Here is a 19,383-nt window from a genome sequence, read left to right as displayed (position 1 = left end):
GGCAGGCAGAATGGGAGGGGTGAAGGTGACGCGAGACCAGATCGTCGACCGGGCGTACGAGCTGCTGCGGGAAGCGGGGCTGAGCAGCTTGTCGATGCGGCGGGTGGCGCTCGACCTGGGGGTCCAGCCGGGCGCGCTGTACTACCACGTCGCCAACAAACAGGAGCTGCTCGCCGTCGTCGCCGCGCGGATCCTGAAGGGGCTGCCCGGGGTGGCCAAGGATCCGCGCGAGGCGGCCGAGGAATTCCGCTCGGCGCTGCTGCAGGTCCGCGACGGCGCCGAGGTGGTGTCGTTCGTGCAGGCCTACCGGCCGGATCTGCTGGTGCCCACGCACGCGCTGCGCGAGCTGTTCACCGGGAAATTCGACGAGAGGCGCGCGGAATGGGCCGCGCGGACGGTCGTCCACTATGTACTCGGGTTCGTCGCGGAGGAACAGAACCACGCCGAACTGGTGCGGGCCGGGATCGTCGAGGAGGACCCGGCGCACAGCGGGGATTCGGACGAGGCGTTCGGATTCGGCATCGACGCGATCCTCAATGGACTGTCGTGAGCGCTGGTTCTCGCCGGTGGCGGGACCGGTGCCAGGTCGCCATTTACCTTGGCGCGCTGGCCGTAGGCGCACTGGTCGGCTGGCTGGCCCCGGCTGCCGGGCCGGGGCTGGAACCGGCCATCAACCCGGTGCTCGCGGCACTGCTGTACGTCACGTTCCTGCAGGTGCCCGCCGCCGAACTCGGCCGCTCCCTGCGCGACGGCCGGTTTCTCGGTGCCGCGCTGGCGGTGAACTTCGTCGTCGTGCCGTTGGTCGTCGCGGCGATGTCCGTCTTTTTCCCTGCCGGGCAGGCGTTGCGGCTGGGGATGCTGCTCGTGCTGCTGGCCCCGTGCGTGGACTACGTGCTCGTCTTCAGCGGTCTGGCCGGAGGCAGCAGCCGCCGTCTGCTCGCCGCGACCCCGGTGTTGCTGCTCGCGCAAATGCTTCTGCTGCCCGGGTTCCTGTTCCTCTTCCTCGGCGCGGATTTGGCGCGCGTGGTGCGGGCCGGCCCGTTTCTCGAAGCGTTTCTCACGCTGATCGTGCTCCCGCTGGCACTGGCCTGGCTCACCCAAGCCTGGGCGGCGCGGCACCCGGCCGGACGCCGGTTCGCCGACGCGGCCGGGACCGCGATGGTTCCGCTGATGGCCGCGACGCTGGCGACGGTGGCCGCGTCCCAAACCCCGAAACTGCACGGCGAACTCGGCCCGGTCGCGTCGGTGGTGCCGTTTTACGTGGTTTTCCTGGCGGTGATGGCGTTCGCCGGCCTCGGCGTCGCGCGGGTGTCCCGTTTGGACGTTCCGGCCGGACGCGCGATCGTTTTCACCGGGGCGACGCGGAACTCGCTCGTGGTGCTCCCGCTGGCATTGGCGTTGCCGGACGAATTCGCGGTCGCGCCGGTCGTGGTGGTGACGCAGACGTTGGTGGAAGTGCTCGGGATGGTGTGTTACGTCCGCTTAGTGCCGCGATTGCTGCCGTAGCCGGGGGTAAAGCCGCGCCGGTTCGCCGCGGTCGAGTTGTGCGCGCAGCCGGGCGGCTCCGTCCGGGAGGAACGGGGAGAGTTCGGTTGCCAGTACCCGGCAAGTGCCGAGGACGGTGCCGAGCACCTCGTCGAGATCGTTGCCGCTCAATGTCCACGGCCGGGTCTGCTCGACGAACCGGTTGGCGTCCGAGATCGCCTCGACCACAGCGCCAGTGGCGGCACGGAAGTCGAAATCGGCGAGTGCCGCGTCGATCCTCCCGGCGAGCGGACGAACTGTCCTCAGTGGAGGCCCAGGGACGCTCCGGCGGGCGAGGCTGAGCACGCGGTGCACGAGATTGCCGAGACCGTTGGCGAGTTCGTCGTCGGCGCGGGCGATCAGCCGGGCTTCGGTGAAGTCGGTGTCGCCGAGCGGGGCGACTTCGCGCAGCAGCCACCAGCGGACCGGGTCGGTGCCGTAGCGGTCGATCAGGTCGGCCGGGCGGACGGTGTTGCCCGCGGTTTTGGAGATCTTCGCGCCGTCGAGGGTGAGATAGTCGTGCACGAAAATGGTGTCCGGCAGTCGTTCGCCCGCCGAGAGCAGCAGTGCGGGCCAGTAGACGGCGTGGAAGCGCAGGATGCCTTTGCCGATCACGTGCACCCGCTCGTCCGCTTCGGTCCAGCGGACCGGATCGGCGGTGAGGTAGCTGGCGAGCGCGTCCCACCAGACGTAAATCACCTGTTCCGGATCGCCGGGCACCGGGATGCCCCACCCGTCCGAGCGCGCGGCGGGCCGGGAGACGCTGAGGTCGGACAACCCCGAGCGCACGAATCCCAGCACCTCGCGGAGCCGGGCCGCGGGCTCGATCCGGATGCGGCCGGATTCCAGCAGACCCAGGATTTCGCCGGTATAGCGGGAAAGCCGGAAGAACCAGTTCCGCTCGGTGACCACCTCGGGCGGGGTTTCGTGTTCCAGGCAGCGTTCGCCGTCCGCGTAGAACTGTTCGCAGCCCGGGCAGTAGCGGCCGGTGTAGTCGCGCAGGTGGAAGTCGCCGCGCCGGGCGCTGGCCCGCCACAGCCGCCGGACGCCTTCGAGATGGCGGCGATCGGTGCTGGTGCGGATGAAATCGTCGACGGCGAGCCCGAGCGGTTCCCGCAGCGCGGCGAATCGCGCGGCCCCGCGGTCCACGAACTCCTGCACGGGAACGCCTGCAGCTTTTGCTGCGGTGACGTTTTTAAGTGCATTGTCGTCAGTGCTGTGTTTGATTGCGCCGGCTCCGCCGACGCGGGCGGGATCGCCTTTAAGTCGGCGTCTGGAGGAGCAGCGCACCCGGCCCGGGGGGCCGTGCGCACTGCTCCTCCAGACGCCGACGCGATCCCGCGTTCGGGTTGGGTCAGTGCGCGACGGCGAACCCCCGTGGGTGAAGCCTCGAGGCCACTGGTTTTCCCGTCAGCGTCCGGTGGTGCCGTCGATCAGCTCGCGCAAGATGTCAGCGTGCCCGGCGTGCCGTCCGGTTTCCTCGATCAGGTGCGTCAGCGCCCAGCGGACGCTCGGTCCGTCGCGGCCCGGCAGCGGGGCGGCGAGATCCGGGCAGGCGTCGAGGACTTCGTTGGCGAGCTTGACCGTCTCCCGGTAGCGGGCGACGACGTCGGCGACGCTGTCCTCGGTGCGGAACGTCGACGGCCAGTTCGCCACGAGCTCGCCGAGGAACAACGACCGTTCCACGAACGTCAGATGGTTGAGCAGTCCGGCGAGATTCGTGCCGGACGGCACCGCGGCGGCGTGGGCTTCCGGGTCCGGCGCACCGTCGGTCTTGGCGGCGACCGAAGTGCGGAGATAGTCGAGGAAGCCGCGCAGGACTTCGGTTTCGCTGCTTCCGGTGCGGGGCGGCGGGGTGTCGCGACGGCGGGCCACAGTGGTCTCCTTCGGGGTTCAGGCGGCGCGGCGGATCAGCAGGACGTGGTCGACGACCTCGGCGGTCTGGCCGCCGGGGCCGGTCGCCATCCGGGTGGGGGAGCCGGTGCGTTCGACGGTCCATCCCGTCGGGTCGAGCGCGAGGTCCGCGGCGATCTCCGCCGGGCTGGGGAAATGCGGGTCCGGATCCTGGTTCCACGACCACGGCGCGATCGAACCGTGGTCCACGACCAGCAGCCGGCCGCCCGGACGCAGGGCGTGCGCGGCCGTGCGCAGGACCGTCGTCCGGTCCAGTTCGAAGGGGGTCTGCAGGTAGTGCGCCGTGAGCAGGTCGAATTCGCCGGCCGGGAAGCTGACCCGCAGGTCGTGCCGCACGGCGGTGATCCGCGTGCCGGAAAGCCGGTTGACCGCGACGGCCGAGACGTCGGTGGCGGTCACGGTCCAGCCGCGCCCGGCGAGCCAGCGCGCGTCGCCGCCGTTGCCACAGCCCAGGTCGAGGGCGGTGCCGGGCGGAAGGCCGGAGACGGCCTCTACCAGGCGGATGTTCGGCTGCGGGTCGCCGGGCGGCTGGGCGGCGTGCACTGCGTCCCAGAACAGGGTCGCGTCGGTGGTCATCGGCGGGCTCCTCGGGTCGGGTCCGTCCAGCGTCGCCGGAACCGGGCCGGGAGTGCACGCGATCTTGCCGGAACGGCAATTCCCGCCTGGTGGATTCGCCGGGAGGGCGGGTTCGATGTGGACCGGCCCGCGGCAACCGCGACGCTCCCGCCCGCGCACTTCCCGGAACGCGGCTGGGATCCAGGAGTTCGTCGGGGCTTAAGCGAAAATGCCCGGCCCGGACGCCCGCTCGTCACCCGGAACCGCAGCGAGGCGGGGTTTCCCTCGACCACGCGCACGGCTGCCGGGTCCCGCCCAGCAGGAGCAGGACGTCCGGGCTCACGCCCGCGCGCACCCGGGAGGCCAGTTCGGGCGACGTCGTCCCGAGTGCCGAGTAGACCGCGCGGACCAGGCATCTCGCCGCGCGCGGGGAACGCCTGGTGCGCAACGAGATCTCGATCAGAAGGGCCTCGCGGTCGCACGTCCGGCCGCGGCTCGGCGCGACGATGCCCAGCCGGGATTGCTCGGCCAGAGGGAGACATCGCAGCAGGCTGTCGACGACGCAGTCGATCGCGAGCCGGTTCAGTTCCGTGCGAGGCAGGCGAGGCCCGGGCAGAATTTCCTTCCGCACCACCATGGGACCATCAACTCCTGGCCGCAGAGTAGCCGATCCTCCGCGCCGCGTGACGTTCCTGTTCCGTGCGACGGAAAACGATCCGCCGGGAATCCATTGTGGACGGTTCAGCCGGGCGACCCGGACAAAACGGCGAGCCGGTCGAGGGATTCGCGAATCCGGGCGGGCACGGCGTCGCGGGGCTCGCCGTCCGGGACCGACAGGTGCAGCGTCGCGCGGCTCGTGCCCGCCGCGCCGGGCGCCAGCTGCAGCCAGCCGCCGCTCCATTCGAGCCGGAGCCGGTCGCGGCGCCCGGAGAGGGGCGCGGCGACCGGCATCCATTCGTCCAGGTGCGCGGCATCGGCGGCGACGGCGTAGACGTGCTCGGCGGGCGCGGGCATCCTCCGCTGCGCTTCGAACTCGCTCATGAGGCTGGCTGCCCGTTCCTCGGCGGCGCGAAACCCGCGAGTCCACAGTGGACGCTCACGGACGGTAGCCGGTCCGGGCGCTGGTTCACACCACCTCGCGCAGGAGGGCGTCGAGGTCGGCGGGGGTGCCCAGGGTGCGGAGCTCGGGCGGGGCCAGGCAGCCGATCCGGTGGTCGTCGTCGCGCACCGCGGCGGCGAACTCGGCGACGCGGGGCGCCGGCGGCGCGACCGTGGGCCCGCCCAGGTAGCGGATGACGATGAGGTCCTCGCCGGAATGCGTTTCCACGGCGGCGGCCCAGCCGCGGATCTCGTCCCACAGCAGGGCGACGTCGCGGCCGGGGTAGGCGGGGAGGTGGCCGTCGAGGGCGACGTAGGCCGACACCGGGGTGTCGTGGTCGACGGTGCAGGACTCGAGGCCGATGCCCAGTGCGCCGGTGACGTCGGCGAGGTAGTTCCACAGGCGCATCAGCGCGGGGTGCGACGGGCCGGTCTGGGCGGTGTGCAACGGCAAGGACACGGGGACAACGCCTTTCTCGCGCGAAGGACTGACACGGGACAGGGGTGGCCTGCTCCGCGTCACGGGCCGCATCCGGCGGCGCGGCGGGGGTTTCCGGCTAGTGGCCGGAACGCGCCCTTGCGGGCGGTCCGCACCTGATTCCCGGTGAAGGGGCGCGGGAAACCTGAGGAACGCGGCGAATCGGCCCGCGGGATCGGCAGGTCATCCGGATTCACCTCCGCCGCTCGACAGGGGACGCTCTTTTCTTCTAGCATGTCATCGAAACGATGACAACTGCCAAGTCGTCGAGAGGATGACGCGATGGCGGAAGTAGACCCCGGCCTGCTGGTCCAAGGCGTCCGCGAGGCGGTGCTGGCCGCCCGGAACGGCGGAGTGTCGGCCGACCGGTCGCTGGCCGCGCTGTCCGCGCTGCGGGAGGTGCGCGAGCAGCTCGGCGCGTGGGAACCGGAACTGATCGCGGCCGCGCGCGCCGCGGGCGCGAGCTGGGCGGCGCTGGCCCCGGCGCTGGGCGTGGCGAGCAGGCAGGCGGCGGAACGCCGGTACCTGCGGCTGCGGCCGTCGGCGACCGGGGAGACGACCGGCGAAGCCCGAGTCGACGCCGAACGCGACCGCCGCGCGGGAGACCGCGCGGTCGCCGACTGGGCCCGCCGCAACGCGGCGGTGCTGCGCCGGCTGGCCGCGGAGGCGAGCGCGGCGCCCGGCCTGGACCCCGCGGGACAGGAAAGCGCCGACCGGCTCGGCGTGGCGCTGGGAGAGGACGATGTCACGAACCTGCTGCCGCCCCTGGCGGACGTGCGCGCGCACCTCGAACCCCGGCACGCGGCGCTGGCGAACCGGGTCGGGGAGATCGGCGAGCACACCGACCGCCTCCGCCAGAACGCGGCCGGGCAGCGGCGGAGCCGGACGCGGTGAGCTGGGCCGGGCTGTTCGGGACTGGGCGCGTTGTGGCGCGGCGGTCGTGCCGGAGGGTCACGCGAGGGCGTGGTCGGGCTGCGGGTCCGGGCTCGCTGAGCGGGGCGAGGGCTCCCGGTGGAGGAGGTCTGCGCGTGGCGGGGAGGTTGCGCCGGTTGGCCGAGCGAGGGTGCGGTCGGACGGCGGAGCGAGGCGCGGTAAGCCGTGCCGGGTTGGTCGCGGGCTGGGTTGTTGTGGCAGGGCGGTTGCGCCGATTGGCCGAGCGAAGGTGTGGTCGGGCGGCGGAGCCGGACGCGGTGAGCCGGGCTGTTCGGGACTGGGCGCGTTGTGGCGCGGCGGTCGTGCCGGAGGGTCACACGAGGCGTGGTCGGGCTGCGGGCCCGGGCTCGCTGAGCGGGGCGAGGGCTCCCGGTGGAGGAGGTCTGCGCGTGGCGGGGAGGTTGCGCCGGTTGGCCGAGCGAGGGTGCGGTCGGACGGCGGAGCGCGGCGCGGTGAACTGGGCCGGTTGTGCGAGAGCGGGCGTTGCGGCGCACCGGTTGGCCGAGCGTGGTCGGGCGGCGGCGGAGCAGGGCGCGGTGAGCCGGGCCGGGTTGTTCGGGGGCGGGGGCGTCGCGGCGCGGGAGCCTGCGTGCGGTCGGGCGTCGGCGCGACCAGCCGCGTCCCGAAAAGGGATTCTCGCCGGCGGCAAGCGGGTGCGAGAACCCCGCACCACCGCCACCCGGAGACCGCCCGCCCCGAGCCGGCCCCGACAGCGTGCGGACGAATCGACCCCCGCCCGAAGACCGCCCGCACTGAGCCGAAGCTCTCACCCCGGGCGCCCCGCGCTGCCGATGCCCCGGCGATCCGAGATCATTTCCCGCGGCGGCGTTCGTGCGAGCCGCCGGTGTAAGGCATGCTATTCGCGGTTGAACAGCCAGCCGCGTACTTTTCCTGCCCGGACGCAGGCGTTCCGGGCTTCCTGAGGAGGGAAAGAGCGATGAGTGAGCTGACCGACCCGGTGCTCGACCCGCCGGGTTCGCTGTCGATCGAACGGGCCGACCGCGCGCCCGCGGCGGTGCTGGCCCTGAACGGGGATCTGGACCTCGGGACCGCCCCGAAATTGACGGCCGCGGTCGCCGAAACCGTTTCCGGGAAGCCCCCGGTGCTGGTGCTGGACCTGACGGGGGTCGACTTCCTCGCCTCGGCGGGGCTGACCGTGCTGCTGGCCGCGTGCCGGGAGGCGCCGGAGGGGACGCAGGTGCGGATCGTCGCGTCCGGGCGCGCGACCCTGCGGCCCATCCAGCTCACCGGGCTGGAGCCGAGCCTCCCGCTGTACCGCACGCTCGAAGAGGCGCTGGCCGCGGAGTGATCAGTGCGTTTCCGCCCCCGCAGTGCGCTGGAGCACCACGAGCGCGACGTCGTCCTGCGGGGGCCGGGAGCCCACCATCGCGGCCATGATCCGGGCGCAGGCCCGTTCCGGGTCCTCCGGCCCGACCAGCGCGGCGAGCTGCGCCATGCCGGCGTCGACGAGCCGGTCGCGGCGCTCGACGAGGCCGTCGGTGTAGAAGGCGGCGACCGCTCCCGGCGGCAGTTCCACCGTGGTGGTGCGCCGCTGCACGGTGGATCCGACGGTCAGGCCGACCGGCGGGTCCGGCGGGGCCTGCACGAGTTCGGCCGGTCTGCCCGGCGAGGCCACCACCGGCGGCAGGTGCCCGGCGAGCGACAGCACCATGCTCTCGTGCCCGGGCCGGAGCACGCCGTACGCGACCGTCGCCATCACGCCGTGCTCGAAGTGGTTCGCTTTCCGGTCGAGTTTGGCGAGCACGACGGCGGGATCGTCGCAGTCGAGCGCATACGCGCGCAGCGCGCTGCGGAGCCGTCCCATGATGACCGCGGCTTCGAGACCGTGCCCGGAGACGTCGCCCATCACGATGCCGGTCTGGTCGCCGGGCAGCCGGAAGACGTCGTACCAGTCGCCGCCGAGCCCGGCCTCCGCGCCCGGCACGTAGCGGGCGGCCAGCCGCAGGCCGTCGATGACGGGCAGGACGCCCGGCAGCAGGCTGCGCTGCAACGCGATGGTCGCGGCCTGGTTCTGATGCATGATCTCCGCCTGCAGCACGGCGGCCAGCCGGTCGGCGAGCAGCCGCAGGGTTTCGACGTCGGTGGTGGTGAACCGGCGTTCCCGCACGGTTCCGATGTGCAGCACGCCGACCAGTTCGGTGCCGGCCAGCATCGGCACGCCGAGCATGGTGTGCAGGCCGCGTTCCGACAGCAGCGTGTTGAGCACCGTCGTCGGGTCGATCTGGTCGATCACGACCGGCTCCCGGCGCGCCGCGACGGCCCCGGCGAATCCCGCGCCGACCGGCACCTGGACGCCCTGGTAGACCTCCTCCTCGAGCCCCGCGGCGGCGATGGCCACGAGGCGCTGCCAGCGCGAATCGTGCCGCAGCACGGTGGCGGTGTCGACGTCGAGGACGGTGCAGGCCCGGGCGAGAATCTTCGCGAGGTTGTCGCCGAGGTCGGCGTTGCTCGCCCCGGCGCCGAGGATTTCGGCGAGACGGGTGCGAGATTCGGGCTCCGGCGCGTGAGGCGGCATGCAGCGACAGTAACCGAACCGCCGCCGCGGTCCAGAGACGCGCGGCAAGAGGTGTGAAGTCGGCCCGGTCCGGGTACGCCCGTTTGGGCATCGGCGAAGTCGAGCACGAGAAAGGGACTTCCCCACGTGAGGTCAAGCGGCTGCGGCGAGGGGCGGGCGAGCGCGGCGGCGTTTTCCGGCACGAACTGTTTCCGGCACCCCGGCGCGCGGTCCGCGGCCGGGGGGCCTGGTCGTCCTGGGCGGCGGAAGGGGGACCGGCGGTGACCGGCCCGGATTCCGCGGCGGGCGACGAGCCGTGGGTGCTGGACCTGCGCGGCACCGGAGTAGCGGCGCTGCCGCGGGTGCGCGCCTGGGCGGGCAAATCGCTGGGGCACCTGTCGCCGGACCACCTCGCGGACGTCCTGATGGTGATCGAAGAACTCGCCTCGAACGCCTACGAGCACACCTCGGGCCCGAGCTGCGCGCGGCTGACCGTGCTCTCCCGGCCGTGCGTCGTGGTGATCGAGGTGGAGGACCCCGAACCCGGCCGCCCGCGGGTCCGTCCGCCGGACTTCGAGCGGGCGCGCGGCCGCGGGATGCTGCTCGTCGACCGGCTCGCCGACGGCTGGGGAGTGCACGAGCATCCCGGCGGCAAGACGGTGTGGGCCCGGCTCGGCTGCGGGGTCTCGGAGCGGGAGGCCTGCGAGCCGTCCCGCTGAGCGCGCGGGTCACCGGCCCTGTTGCGGGTCGGAGTCGTCGTGCTCGTCGCCGGAGGTGCCTTGTTCGCCTCGGATCGTCTCGCGTTCTTCTTCCGGGGTGTCGCCGTAGACGTCGTCGGATTCGCGGGGTTCGGTCATGGTCTCGCTCCTTCCGTTGCTCCTTCGGGTACCCGGTGGCGGCGCCGGCTACCCGGTTGTCCGCTGTGGCTCGGGGTACCCCTCGCGCGAGCGGAAGGAGGCTCGGAATGGCCGAAGGGGACATTCACACGTGCCGCGAGGGCGGGCTGTGGAAGAACCGGATCGAGGGCATCCGCCGGGTGGCGAACACCGCGGCGCGCCGGGCGGACGCGGTTTCGGTCGGGCGGGAGATGGCGCAGGCGCGCGGGGTCGGGCACTTCGTCCACGGAGAGCCCCGGTCCAATAGCGACGGGGAGATCGTCGAACAAAGTTCCTACCGGAGCGCGGCTCGCGTCCGCTGACGGGCCGTTGACGGGCCGTTTTCCGGGCGGTGCGGCGAAAATCGCGGTTTGCGCGCACCGGACGGGGGTATCCGGGCGGACCGACCGAGATGGAGGACCGCCATGACGATGTCCGTGCGCACCGCATCGGAGGCCCGGCCGCTGGGCAGAGTATTCCGGCTGCCCGGGGTCTACCGCCCGCAAGAGGACACTGCCCTGCTTTCGAGCGTCTTGGCCGCGGACGCGCGTATCGGTTGCGGAATGCGCTGCGCGGACCTCGGCACCGGCAGCGGTGCGCTCGCGATGGCGTTGGCCCGCACGGGTGCCACCGTCGTCGCGGCGGACATTTCGATGCGGGCGCTGGCTTCCGCGTGGATGAACACCGTGCTGCGGGCACTGCCGATCGGCCTGATCCGGGGCGGCCTCCAGGAAACCGTTGAAGCCGGACCCTACGACGTCGTGGTCGCGAACCCTCCGTACGTGCCGTCCCCGACGCCGACGGTCCGCTCGACGCGCGCGTGGGACGCCGGCCCGGACGGCCGCGCGATGCTGGATCCGTTGTGCGCGGCCGCTCCTTCGCTGCTGACTCCCGACGGCGCGCTCTACCTCGTGCAGTCGACGATGTCCGATGTGGACAAGACCCGCTACGCGCTGGCCGCGGGCGGGCTGCGCAGCGAGGTGCTCGCCCGGGCGGAAATCCCGTTCGGGCCGGTGGTCTCCGGACGGCTGGACTACCTGGTCGAACGCGGTTTCCTGCGGCCGGGCGACCGCACCGAGGAACTGGTGGTGCTCCGTGCCGCGCGATGAACGCCGGGTCCGGGTGGTGCCCGGCGGGCCGGTGCTGGTCGAGGGGCCGGTGGAAGTGTCCACTCCGGACGGACAGACGGTGCGGTCGGACCGGTTCGTCGTCGCGGTGTGCGCTTGCCGCCGGAGCAAGAGGTTTCCCTGGTGCGACACGAGCCATCGGAAGCGGGTCCGCGGCTGAACGGGGCCGGCCTGGTCGCGGGGGCGCCGCGACCAGGCCGTTTCGCGGCGGTCAGGGCAGCGGCCGGCGCAGCGACGACCGCCCCTCCTGCCAGCACCCGAGCAGGTGCTGGTCCAGCTGCGCCTCCAGGAATCCGGTGGCTTGGACGCCGAACACGACGTCCGCCGCCAGTTCCGGTTCCGCGGCCAGCAGTCCGCCCACGACCTCGTGCCGCATCACCTGCTCGTGCACCGCGTCGGCCTCGATGTGCTCGGTGTAGAAGAACCGGCAGGCCTCGGGCGCGCCGAGGCGGCGCAGGATCCGGTCCATCCGCTGCGCGCCCGGCGCGGTGGTGATCTCCGCGGCGGCGAAGTGCCCGACCAGCGCCCCGCGCGACGCCCGGTGCAGGCCGAACATCGACATCATGTTGACCAGCGCGAGCATCGGCCCGGGAACGTGCTCCAGCAGCGCCAGGTACCCGTCGGGCAGGCCGGCCGCCGCGAGCAGGTCCGCGAACAGCTTGGCGTGCACCCGGTCGGCGTGCCCGCCGCCGAACTCGTCGAACTCCACCGCCACCAGCCCGGCCTTCGCCGGACCGGACAGCCGCGGGATGACCCACGCGTGCGGATCGGCTTCCTTGAGGTGGTAGACCGAGCGGTGCGCGAACAGTTCCCGCACGTGCCACCATTCGCCCTCGGCCAGCAGGAACCCGACCGCTCCGTCGGCGTCGTGTTCGGTCAGCAGCGCGTCGAACTCGGCGTCCACTTCGGAGCCGCCGGGGACCGCTTCGCGCAGTGCGGAGCGGAACGTTCTTTCCAGCTCTGCCCGGATTTTCAGCAGCCCGGTGTCCCACTCGCGGTCCGCGTCGACGCCCGGCAGGCCGCGGTAGTGCAGTTCGTAGCAAAGGTGCAGGGCGAGGTGGAGGTCGTCGCCGAACGGGTCGGCGTCGCGGAGGTCGACCGCGGTCTGCTGGCCTGGCTCGCGCAGGAGGTCCAGCAACGCCGCGGAGACCGGTCCGCGCGCGGTCGGCAAAGCGGTGAGAGAGGTCGTCATTGCCCCCGGGTACCCGCCTGGAGCGCCCTCACGCGTGGAACGGTGCGCGCGGCGAGCATCGCGACCACCCCGTCCGGCCCGGCTTTCCGCTGGACGGCCGAGCCGGTGCCGTCTCGAAGCGCGGCTTGGATGAGGCGCTGGGCGAGTTCGTGCTCTCCGGCCGCGCGAAGGGCGGGTCCGGTGTGGCGGAGCAACTCGGCGAGAGCGTCAGCAGCGGGCAGCGGTCTCGCGCGCACCGGATCGACGAGAGTGCCGGTGAGGCCGTGCCGGGTCGCTGCCCACACCGCCGCCGAGCCGAGCTGCGGGTCGATCGCGGGGGCCTTGATGCCTTTGTCGAGGTCAGCCAGTGCGGTGGCGACGAGGGCCCGCGACAGGATCGCCTGGAGGAGCGCGCCCTCGACGGTCAGCGGCACGTCGGCGACCCGCAGTTCCACCGTCGGCCAGCGCGGCGAAGGCCAGGCGAGCCAGAACGTCTGCTCGCGATCCACCAGCGCTCCGCACTCGACCAGCGAATCGACGAGACGCAGGTGCTCGGCGTGCGAACTCGCGTGCGGGGTGAGCCCGGAGCCGGGGAAACGCGTCTGCAGCGCCATTCTCCAGCTGTGCAGCCCGGTGTCGCGGCCGCGGTCGAAAGGGGAGTTGGCCGACAGGGCGAGCAAGGCCGGGAGCCAGCGCGCGAGGTGATTCACGACCGCGACCGCGGTGTCCGCGTCCGGCACTCCGACGTGCACGTGGCAGCCGCAGGCTTCGTAATCGGCGGCGAGATCGCCGTAGTGCGCGTCGATTCGCGCGTACCGGTCCGGCGGCACCGGCTCGCCGGAACAGCGCAGGGCGCCGACCGGGCTTCCGGTCGCGAGGAGCACGCAACCGGCCTCCGCCGCGGCGCGGGACAGCGCCAGCCGGCCGCGGCGCAACTGGTCTTCCAGCTGTGCCGCGGTCGTGCAGACGCCGGTGGCGTGCTCTACCTGGGTGGCGCGCAGTTCCCGGTGCACGGCCGCGCCGTCGGCGAGCCGCCCGACGTTGCCGAGGACCTCGTCCGCGACCGGCATCGGGCGGCCGTCTTCCGGCGCGGCCAGCAGGAATTCTTCCTCGACCCCGAATGTCGGCATGTCCATCGGCACCTCCCCGGGGTACCCACGCCGAGGGAAGGCAATCCGCAGCGGTCCTTTCCGGACCCTCGTCGCCGTGCTGCCGCGCCTGAGTTCAGCTGTGGAACCGGGTGGTCTCGTGCAGCGGCGCCCGCCCGACGGCGAACCGGTTGACCGGCGCGGCTTGATCCGCGTAACCGAAGGAGATGCCGAACAGCAGCTTGCCGCGGTCGAGGCCGAGCGTTTCCCGCACTGTGTCCGCGTAGAAGCTCAGCAATCCCTGCGGGCAGCTGGAAACTCCGTGCGCCTGCATGGCCAGCAGCAAGGTCTGGCCGTACATCCCGACGTCCGCGGCGAGCCGGGCCTCGGCGGTGTCCGGGGCGAACAGCAGCGCTACGTGCGGGGCTCCGTAGAAGCGCAGGCTTTCGGCGTCGTAAGCGGCGCGTGCTTCGTGGTCGTCGAACCCGATCCGCAGCGCCCCGTACAACGCGCCGCCCGCCGCGGCCCGGCGTTCCTGGTGCACGGCTTCGTAAATGGCTTCGCTGTACGGGAAATCGACCGAGCGGCGGCCTTCCTGGTGCGCGGCGACCAGCGCGTCGGCGAGTTCGTCCCGCTTGGCTCCGCTGACCACCTCGACCTGCCACGGCTGCGCGTTGGAATTGGACGGCGCCGCGGCGGCGAGGCCGAAAATCTCGCGGAGGGTGCGGTCCGGAACGGGGTCGGGCCGGAACGACCGGGTCGCGCGCCGCCCGCGGATCAGGGTCGCGGCGGCGTCGGCGAGTTCGGGCATCGGGGACTCCTTAGGTAAACGTGAACGTATATCTAAGCACGGTAGCAGGCTCCGGCGGCTTAAGTAAACGTTTCTGTACACTTGGGCGCATGGTCGAGGAGAAGGCCCGCCGGGCCGGTCGCGGGGGACGCGAGCGCATCCTGGCGGCCGCCGCGGGCCTGTTCGCCCGGCACGGCATCACCGGCACGACGATGGAGCAGGTCGCGGCCGCGGCTCCGGTGTCGAAACGGACGCTGTACCTGCATTTCCCGGTGAAAGACGATCTGGTCGTCGCCTACCTGCAGGACCTCGTGCGCTCCGGCGACACCCTCCACGACGTGCTCACCCGCACAGATCTCCCGCCGCGGCAACGGCTGCTGGCGATGTTCGACCTGCCGGACTCCGAACCGGTGCGCGGCTGCCTCTTCGTGGACGCGGCGGCCGAGTACCCCGATCCGGACAGCGCGGTGCACGCGTACGCGCGGGAGCAGAAACTGCTGATGCTCCGATTGGTGACCGACCTCGTCGCGGAACTGGGGGCCGCGGACCCGCCGGGGCTCGCCGAGCAACTGGTGACGCTGGCCGACGGAGCCGCGAGCCGAGCGATGATCCTCGGCGACCCCGGCTACGGCCGCCACGCCCGGGCGGCGGCTGAGGTGCTCCTGGAGTGCGCACTGGGCTGACCCCGTGCCTGCGGGTTGTCCACAATGGACTCGGGCGGCCGGTGGTCCAGTCGGTCGCGGGTCGGGCAACGGGACGGCGACCGGGAGTGCGGCGGCGCGGGCCGGGTCGAGAGCAGGCAGGGGGGCTGCCTGCCGACCTGCCGCTGCTGGCGGGCCCCGGGCTGCGGGTGAGATGGCAGCGTGGGCCGGGTGAGGTGGCAGCGCGGGTCGGGTGAGATGGCAGCGCTGGCCGGGTGAAGAGCGGGCAAGGGCGGAGGTGGCGCGGCTGTCCGCTGCCGGGCCGTGTCGGGCCGTCGTGCCGCTTCGGGCGAGCCTCGGGCTGGGGGTGAGATGGCAGCGCGGGCTGGATGAGATGGCAGCGTGGGCCGGTTGAGATGGCGCCGCGGGTCGGGTGGAGAGCGGGCAGGGGCGGAGGCGGTGGGGCTGTCCGCCGCCGGGCCGCGTCGGGCCGTCGTACCGCTTCGAGCGAGCCTCGGGCTGGGGGGTGAGATGGCAGCGCGGGCTGGGTGAGGTGGCAGCGTGGGCCGGATGAGATGGCGACGGTTCGGGTGAGATGGCGGCGCGGGTTGGGTGGAGAGCGGGCAAGGGCGGAGGCGGTGGGGCTATTCGCCGCCGGGCCGTGTCGGGCCGTCGGGTCGCTGTTGGCGGGCACCGGGCCGCAGGTGAGATGGCAGCGTGGGCCGGGTGAGATGGCAGCGCTGGTCGGGTCGAGATCGGCCAAAGGTGGAGGCGGTGGGGCTATTCGCTGCCGGGCCGTGTCGGGCCGTCGGGCAGCTTCCGCCGAGCACCGGGCCGCGGGTGAGATAGCAGTGCGGCCCGGGTGAGATGGCAGCGCTGGCCGGGTGAAGAGCGGGCAAGGGCGGAGCCTGGGGTTGCGACCGCCCTTGCCCGAACCGGCCGGGAGGGTCTGGCCCGGCCGGTTCGTCCCCCTTGGCGTCGGTCCCACCCTCCCGGCGGACGCGACGCACCGTGGAGGACGCTGCCGGGACGGTATGGAACAGGTCTTGAATACCGCTGGAATCCGCAGGTCATCGCATTGTCGGGCGGTCGGCGAGCGGCACCCCGCGGACGAAGTGCGCGGCGGTCAGGGACAGCAGCGCGACGACGAGCGTCCCGATCGCGACCGCGTGCAGGCCGTCGGTCACCGCGGCCGGTCCGGTGCCGCCGGCGAGCGCGCCGACGTACAGCGAGCCGAACAGGGCCGCGCCGATGCCGCTGCCCAGCGTCCGGGTCAGCGAGCCCAGGCCGAGCGCCGCGCCTAGGTCGCGGGGTTCCACGCTCAGCCGGGTGATCAGGATGGTGTTCTGGATCAGGCAGCCGAGCCCGGCCCCGAGCGGCAGTCCGACCAGCGACGCGAGCAGCGGGTCGGTGTCCGGGCCGAGGAAACACACCCCGGCCATGCCGGCGGCGACGCAGGCGCTGCCGATGATCGGCAGGATCCGGAAACGGCCGGTGCGGCGGAGGTACCTCGAACTCCCGTTCATCACCGCGACCATTCCGGCGGTCGTCGGGATCAGCAGCAGCCCGCTGAGCGCCGGCGGCACCCCGCGCGCGTTCTGGAAGTACAGCGGGAGGAAAGCGACCGTGGCGACCATGGCGACGTTGAAGGCGAACCCGAGCACCTGCGCGAGGGCGAAATTGCGGGTGCGGAACATCCGGAACGGGACGAGCGGTTCGGGACAGCGGCGTTCCACCAAGACGAACGCGGTCAACGCGGCGACCGCGACCGCGCACAGTCCGAGGATCGTCGGCGAGTTCCAGGCGTAGCGGGTGCCCGCCCAGCTGGTGACGAGGGTGAAGCAGACGACCGCGGCGACCAGCAAAACCATTCCGCCGTAATCGATTCTCGCCTTTCCGCTCTTCGGCGGCAGCCGGACCCCGACCACTGTCCCGAAGAGACACAACAGTCCGAAGGGGACATTGACGTAGAAGATCCAGCGCCAGTCGAGTGCGTCGGTGAGGAAGCCGCCGATCAGCGGACCGCCGACGAGGGAAATGCCCAGCAGCAATCCAGTCCAGCTCGAAATCCGCGTGGATTCCTGGGGCGGCACCAGGACCTGCACCATCGCCATCGCGCCGACCAGCAGCCCGCCCGCCCCGATGCCTTGCAGCGCGCGGAAACCGATCAGCGCGCCCATGGACGGGGCGAGCCCGCAGAGCATGGATCCGGCCAGGAAGACCGCGACCGACACCAGGAACATCGCCTTGCGGTCGAACTGGTCGCTGAGCTTGCCCCAGACCTGGGTGGACGCCGCGATCGCCAGCGCGTAGGCGGTGATGATCCAGGTCATCGACCCCGGACCGCCGAGATCCGCGGCGATGCTCGGCAGCGCGGTGGCCACGATGTAGCTGTCCAGCATGCCCAGCGCCATGCCGGACAGCGCCCCGGCGATGCCGATCTTGACGCGCGGGGTGAACGGGCTGGCTTCTTCGGGCACGGCGGTTTTCGGCATGGACGTCCTTCCCCCGGGAGATGTGCTCCCACGGTAGCCATAAAAGTGCCCACTAGGCAACTTTGCCCGGTGGGCACTTCAGTCTAGGGAGAGGGGATTCCTCCGGGCCGGGTTAGGCGAGTTTCAGCAGCAGTTCGCTCAGCTCGACCGGCATCGTGATCATGCAGTCGTGCCCGGTCGGCAGCTCCCACACCTGCGACGGCGTCCCGTTCGGCTGGATCGCGGGCACCGGGCGGCGGACGATGCCTTCCGGGGTCGCGCCGACGCAGTGGATGTGCGTGCGCGGGATCGCCCGCGCGGCCGGGTTGTCGAGTCGCACCGGTTGCCGCAGGCAGCGCACCGGCTGGTCGGAGAGCATTTCGCGCAGCCAGGCGACGTCGGCCGGATCGGTGACGCCGAACAGCCCGAACGGCGCGGGCCGCTCCGGCAGCGGCGGAACGCGCCAGCCGTCGCCGTGCTGTTCGGCGAGGTCGATCAGGCTTTGGCTCACCGGCTGGACGTCGACCGCGGTTTCGCCGTCCTCGGGCACCATCGCGTCGAGGTAGACCAGCTCGGCGACCCGGTCCGGCACCTCGTTGGCGGCGGACGAGACGACCAGCCCGGCGTAGCTGTGGCCGACCAGGACCACGTCCTCTTCGCCGCGGAGCAGGTCCACGACGTCCTGGACGTGGGTGTCGAGCCCGACTTCCGGGCTGAGCAGGTGTTTCTTGTCGCCGTAGCCGGTCAGCGAGGGCGCGAGCACCCGGTGCCCATCCGCCTCCAGCAGCGGGACCACCCGGTCCCACGCCCGGCCGCTGTGCCACGCGCCGTGGACCAGCACAAACGTCGTCATATCAGGATTCCTCGGGGTTTTGCGGTTACCGGAAGTAACCCGGTACTGTTCGAGAACCATCGTGATCGCATGCGTCGCGGCGGGCAATAAGGCACTCATTAGTGCCCCGGTTCTCCGGAGGTAACCATGGCCGACGAGGTGTGCCGGACCCGAGTGGTCCTGGAGATCGTGGGGGACAAGTGGGCGCTGCTGATCGTCCGCATGCTCCGCGACGGCCCGCGGCGGTTCACCGAGCTCAAAAAGGAAATCGAAGGAATCAGCCAGCGGATGCTCACTGTGACGCTGCGGGATCTGGAGCGCGACGGGATTCTCACCCGGACTGTCCACAATGTCATGCCGCCGCACGTTTCCTACGAGCTGACGGAAATGGGCCGGACCCTCCGCGAAGCGACCGCACCATTGCTGGAATGGAGCGTCGAGAATTTGGCGAAAATCGAAAAGGCGCGCGCGGACTACGACGCGCGCTGAACGGAATGCGCCAATTCGCTGAACCGGCGCAGCAGCGGATCGCTTGACCGGCGCGTCGGCCACAGCAGGCGCAGTGCCACGCGGGGCGCGTTGCGCAGCGGGAGATGCGCGACGCGGGCGTGCGTATGAGCTTCCGCGGCCGAGGTGGTGGTCGATCCGACAGCCCGGCCGGACGCGATGATCGTGAGCCATTCGTCGTAACTGCCGCACTGAAGCACCCGCGCGGGCCGGTTTTCCGGCGGCCAGTCGAGCGGGCTGGTCGCGCCGCTGACCGTGTTCACGACCACCGGATGCGCGGCCAGTTCCGTCCAGTCCAATTCCGCGCGCGTCGCCAATTCCGAATTCGCCGCGACGGCGGCCAGCCGGTCTTCCTCGAACAGCAGGGTTCCGCTGATTCCGGAAGCGTCGATTTCCCCGCGCACCAATGCCGCGTCGACGTCGCCGGAATGCAGCGCGGCCACGATGTCGTCGCGCCGCAGGAGGGTGGCGGTCGCGCCGGTCGACGTTTCGAAAGCGGTCAGCAAATCGCTCGCCCACGGATCCGGCAGCGCCCACTGGAATCCGATCCGCAGCCCGGCGTTCCCGCTCGCCGCGGCGAGCGCGGTGTCGAGGTCGCGCAACACGACGCGCAGCCGTCCGAGCAGTTCGCCGCCGGCCTTGGTCGGTTCGGCGCCGTGTGGCGTGCGCTCCAGCAGACGGGTGCCGACCGACTCCTCGAGCTGCTGGATCGTGCGCGTGAGCGCCGGCTGGGTGATCAGCAGCTCGCGGCTCGCGGCCGTGAACGTGCCGCACGTCGCGACCGTCACGAACGCGCGCAGATGCCGCAGTTCGACCTCCATGCCCGGCAGCCTACCCAGCTATGCCCGCCGTGCATGGCGT

24 protein-coding genes are annotated in these 19,383 nt (G+C 72.0%); 10 read left to right on the top strand and 14 right to left on the bottom strand.

The window, feature by feature from the left end; all coding sequences use genetic code 11:
- Positions 1–10: 10 nt before the first annotated feature.
- The gene (locus F9C12_RS06900; protein WP_409181144.1) at positions 11–550 is read left to right on the top strand and encodes a TetR family transcriptional regulator; all 540 of its coding nucleotides are present in this window, start codon (positions 11–13) and stop codon (positions 548–550) included.
- Positions 547–1,506: a bile acid:sodium symporter gene (locus F9C12_RS06895; RefSeq protein WP_409465221.1), complete on the top strand. Its 960-nt coding sequence runs from the start codon at positions 547–549 to the stop codon at positions 1,504–1,506. The genes F9C12_RS06900 and F9C12_RS06895 overlap by 4 nt, the downstream gene beginning before the upstream one ends.
- Here the strand turns inward: F9C12_RS06895 and F9C12_RS06890 are convergent.
- The 6 genes from F9C12_RS06890 to F9C12_RS06865 form a co-directional block, all read right to left on the bottom strand.
- Positions 1,483–2,685 (bottom strand): methionine--tRNA ligase, encoded by a 1,203-nt coding sequence (locus tag F9C12_RS06890; protein WP_409465220.1) that lies wholly within the window; start codon positions 2,683–2,685, stop codon positions 1,483–1,485. The two genes, F9C12_RS06895 and F9C12_RS06890, sit on opposite strands and share 24 nt — an antisense overlap.
- 249 nt (positions 2,686–2,934) lie before the next feature.
- Positions 2,935–3,399 carry a DinB family protein gene (locus tag F9C12_RS06885; protein WP_409465219.1) on the bottom strand — a complete coding sequence of 155 codons (465 nt, stop codon included), beginning with the start codon at positions 3,397–3,399 and terminating at the stop codon, positions 2,935–2,937.
- An 18-nt stretch (positions 3,400–3,417) separates the two neighbouring features.
- Entirely contained in the window at positions 3,418–4,014 is a 597-nt protein-coding gene (locus tag F9C12_RS06880) for a class I SAM-dependent methyltransferase (protein ID WP_409465218.1), read from the bottom strand.
- Positions 4,015–4,246: 232 nt separating this feature from the next.
- The gene (locus F9C12_RS06875; protein WP_409181139.1) at positions 4,247–4,630 is read right to left on the bottom strand and encodes a DUF2267 domain-containing protein; all 384 of its coding nucleotides are present in this window, start codon (positions 4,628–4,630) and stop codon (positions 4,247–4,249) included.
- A gap of 104 nt (positions 4,631–4,734) precedes the next feature.
- Positions 4,735–5,034, bottom strand: a complete 300-nt coding sequence (locus F9C12_RS06870) for a hypothetical protein (RefSeq protein WP_409181138.1) — start codon at positions 5,032–5,034, stop codon at positions 4,735–4,737.
- A gap of 85 nt (positions 5,035–5,119) precedes the next feature.
- Entirely contained in the window at positions 5,120–5,500 is a 381-nt protein-coding gene (locus tag F9C12_RS06865; RefSeq protein ID WP_409466973.1) for a DUF6292 family protein, read from the bottom strand.
- A 351-nt stretch (positions 5,501–5,851) separates the two neighbouring features.
- On the opposite strand from F9C12_RS06865, the gene F9C12_RS06860 reads away from it, so the two are divergent.
- Positions 5,852–6,463: an HSP18 transcriptional regulator gene (locus F9C12_RS06860; RefSeq protein ID WP_409181137.1), complete on the top strand. Its 612-nt coding sequence runs from the start codon at positions 5,852–5,854 to the stop codon at positions 6,461–6,463.
- A 976-nt stretch (positions 6,464–7,439) separates the two neighbouring features.
- Entirely contained in the window at positions 7,440–7,811 is a 372-nt protein-coding gene (locus tag F9C12_RS06855; protein WP_409181136.1) for an STAS domain-containing protein, read from the top strand.
- On the opposite strand, the gene F9C12_RS06850 is transcribed toward F9C12_RS06855, so the two are convergent.
- Positions 7,812–9,038 (bottom strand): PP2C family protein-serine/threonine phosphatase, encoded by a 1,227-nt coding sequence (locus tag F9C12_RS06850; protein WP_409181135.1) that lies wholly within the window; start codon positions 9,036–9,038, stop codon positions 7,812–7,814.
- 260 nt (positions 9,039–9,298) lie between these two features.
- On the opposite strand from F9C12_RS06850, the gene F9C12_RS06845 reads away from it, so the two are divergent.
- On the top strand, positions 9,299–9,736 hold the full coding sequence (locus tag F9C12_RS06845; RefSeq protein ID WP_409465217.1) for an ATP-binding protein: 438 nt from the start codon (positions 9,299–9,301) through the stop codon (positions 9,734–9,736).
- Between the two features lie 9 nt (positions 9,737–9,745).
- Here the strand turns inward: F9C12_RS06845 and F9C12_RS06840 are convergent, their stop codons facing one another.
- Entirely contained in the window at positions 9,746–9,874 is a 129-nt protein-coding gene (locus F9C12_RS06840) for a hypothetical protein (RefSeq protein WP_268744698.1), read from the bottom strand.
- Positions 9,875–9,981: 107 nt separating this feature from the next.
- Between F9C12_RS06840 and F9C12_RS06835 the strand changes: the two genes are divergently transcribed.
- The 3 genes from F9C12_RS06835 to F9C12_RS06825 all read left to right on the top strand — a co-directional run bounded on the left by F9C12_RS06835 (position 9,982) and on the right by F9C12_RS06825 (position 11,179).
- A complete protein-coding gene (locus tag F9C12_RS06835) occupies positions 9,982–10,215 on the top strand; it encodes a DUF2188 domain-containing protein (RefSeq protein ID WP_409465216.1) in 234 nt (77 codons plus the stop codon).
- Positions 10,216–10,317: 102 nt separating this feature from the next.
- The gene (locus F9C12_RS06830; RefSeq protein WP_409181132.1) at positions 10,318–11,001 is read left to right on the top strand and encodes a methyltransferase; all 684 of its coding nucleotides are present in this window, start codon (positions 10,318–10,320) and stop codon (positions 10,999–11,001) included.
- Positions 10,988–11,179 carry a CDGSH iron-sulfur domain-containing protein gene (locus F9C12_RS06825; protein ID WP_409465215.1) on the top strand — a complete coding sequence of 64 codons (192 nt, stop codon included), beginning with the start codon at positions 10,988–10,990 and terminating at the stop codon, positions 11,177–11,179. Before F9C12_RS06830 ends, F9C12_RS06825 begins: the two co-directional genes overlap by 14 nt.
- A gap of 51 nt (positions 11,180–11,230) precedes the next feature.
- On the opposite strand, the gene F9C12_RS06820 is transcribed toward F9C12_RS06825, so the two are convergent.
- The 3 genes from F9C12_RS06820 to F9C12_RS06810 all read right to left on the bottom strand — a co-directional run bounded on the left by F9C12_RS06820 (position 11,231) and on the right by F9C12_RS06810 (position 14,089).
- Complete coding sequence (locus F9C12_RS06820; RefSeq protein WP_409465214.1) at positions 11,231–12,211, bottom strand: iron-containing redox enzyme family protein; 981 nt, start codon at positions 12,209–12,211, stop codon at positions 11,231–11,233.
- Entirely contained in the window at positions 12,208–13,326 is a 1,119-nt protein-coding gene (locus tag F9C12_RS06815; protein WP_409465213.1) for a glutamate--cysteine ligase, read from the bottom strand. The genes F9C12_RS06820 and F9C12_RS06815 overlap by 4 nt, the downstream gene beginning before the upstream one ends.
- Positions 13,327–13,414: 88 nt before the next feature.
- A complete protein-coding gene (locus tag F9C12_RS06810) occupies positions 13,415–14,089 on the bottom strand; it encodes a nitroreductase (RefSeq protein WP_409181128.1) in 675 nt (224 codons plus the stop codon).
- Between the two features lie 89 nt (positions 14,090–14,178).
- Here F9C12_RS06810 and F9C12_RS06805 point away from each other — a divergent pair, with 89 nt between their 5' ends.
- On the top strand, positions 14,179–14,751 hold the full coding sequence (locus F9C12_RS06805) for a TetR/AcrR family transcriptional regulator (RefSeq protein WP_409465212.1): 573 nt from the start codon (positions 14,179–14,181) through the stop codon (positions 14,749–14,751).
- A 1,028-nt stretch (positions 14,752–15,779) separates the two neighbouring features.
- On the opposite strand, the gene F9C12_RS06800 is transcribed toward F9C12_RS06805, so the two are convergent.
- Positions 15,780–17,204: an MFS transporter gene (locus tag F9C12_RS06800; RefSeq protein ID WP_409465211.1), complete on the bottom strand. Its 1,425-nt coding sequence runs from the start codon at positions 17,202–17,204 to the stop codon at positions 15,780–15,782.
- Between the two features lie 112 nt (positions 17,205–17,316).
- Positions 17,317–18,036, bottom strand: coding sequence for an alpha/beta fold hydrolase (locus tag F9C12_RS06795; RefSeq protein WP_409465210.1), 720 nt, complete (start codon positions 18,034–18,036; stop codon positions 17,317–17,319).
- A 126-nt stretch (positions 18,037–18,162) separates the two neighbouring features.
- Here F9C12_RS06795 and F9C12_RS06790 point away from each other — a divergent pair, with 126 nt between their 5' ends.
- Entirely contained in the window at positions 18,163–18,504 is a 342-nt protein-coding gene (locus F9C12_RS06790) for a winged helix-turn-helix transcriptional regulator (protein ID WP_409181124.1), read from the top strand.
- Here the strand turns inward: F9C12_RS06790 and F9C12_RS06785 are convergent.
- Positions 18,489–19,343, bottom strand: coding sequence for a LysR family transcriptional regulator (locus F9C12_RS06785; protein WP_409465209.1), 855 nt, complete (start codon positions 19,341–19,343; stop codon positions 18,489–18,491). The genes F9C12_RS06790 and F9C12_RS06785 overlap by 16 nt on opposite strands.
- Positions 19,344–19,383 lie beyond the last annotated feature (40 nt).

Source organism: Amycolatopsis sp. GA6-003, assembly GCF_046267895.1.
Lineage (GTDB): Bacteria > Actinomycetota > Actinomycetes > Mycobacteriales > Pseudonocardiaceae > Amycolatopsis.
Note: the sequence above shows the minus strand (reverse complement) of the source record. Positions and strands in the feature narration are given on the sequence as shown.